The 1228-nt window shown below is 39.8% G+C and carries 2 pseudogenes; both read left to right on the top strand.

What is annotated here, in order from left to right:
• Nucleotides 1–109, top strand: a pseudogene (locus tag IQ234_RS20805) (IS5/IS1182 family transposase); the annotation flags it as partial.
• Between the two features lie 19 nt (nt 110–128).
• Nucleotides 129–452 (top strand): annotated as a pseudogene (locus tag IQ234_RS20800) (nitrilase-related carbon-nitrogen hydrolase); the annotation flags it as partial.
• Nucleotides 453–1228: the final 776 nt, after the last annotated feature.

Here is a 1228-nt window from a genome sequence, read left to right as displayed (position 1 = left end):
ATCATCAAGATATAGGAATCGGAGACGGCGTTTTGGTCTGAGATTTAATTTAATCGCTGGCATTTACAACTATGAACTTGCTTTAGGCTATCATCAAGTAGCTGAATAAGACTTTTGCAGGAGGTCTACTCTATCGCTATTTATCGCGGCAAGGAGCCGATGTTTTATTTGTACCTGCGGCGTTTACAGCTTTTACAGGGAAAGATCATTGGAAAGTTTTGTTACAAGCGCGAGCGATCGAGAATACTTGTTATATAATAGCTCCCGCTCAAACGGGCAATAATTACGCACGCCGTTACACCCACGGTCACGCTATGATTATCGATCCTTGGGGTGTGGTTTTAGCCGATGCGGGGGAAGAAGCGGGGGTGGCAATTGCCGAAATTAATCCCCAACGTCTGCAACAAGTGCGACGACAAATGCCTTCCCTGCAACATCGTGTTTTTGTTTAAAATTCGATTCGACAATTTTAACGCCTAATTTTGGTATTTAACTCGGCAACCCAATTGGTTAAGCTAAAAGCTTTGATGTGCTTAGTTTCTAACCTTCTTTTTGGGTGGGAGAATTGCCAGATTCTCAGGGTAAGTTCATTTAATAAAGATTTAGTCGATTTATGCCCCCCGATCAAACCATACCAAGTAACGAAGAACTAGGTAAAAATGTCCGTAAAATTGATTAACAATTTTCCTTGAAAATGTCTTGACTATCGTACCAAGAGTGGTCTATCCTATCATAGTATAGCGTTTTTCGTCAAGGTGAATTGGCAATTGAACCTTGCCGAAGTAAGAATTTAAGTTGCGAAAACGTACCTCATATATCGGAGAAACGCTGTAGAGCAGACAGGGATGCAATTAAGACTTGAATTTCGCCAATTCAAGTCTTGACTCTATTGTTTGTCAACTTGAGTCCAAAAATACTCTGATGGTTAGACAAATATGCTCTCTGGACTTGTTCTGACAAGACTCCCAGCTAAATGAGAAATAATCCCATTTAGCTCCTCTAGACCGTTAAGGAGAAACCGATGTCATCTCATACCACAGAATCAGAAAAAATTGATTTCCCTAAAACCCTAGATATAGCCACCGTTTGCGTCTATGGACTAGACCTCCTGCAAAAATAGGAACTGATTATGTAAAATAAAGTAAAACACTCAGAAAAACAATGACTTACGAAAAAGTAAAAAATTTGAATCCAGAAGAGTTTAAACGCTTTTGTGGAGTATATCCTG

This window comes from Microcystis aeruginosa LEGE 91341 (assembly GCF_015206885.1).
In the GTDB taxonomy this organism is placed as follows: Bacteria; Cyanobacteriota; Cyanobacteriia; order Cyanobacteriales; family Microcystaceae; genus Microcystis; species Microcystis aeruginosa_H.
This window is presented reverse-complemented; position numbering and strand designations above follow the sequence as displayed.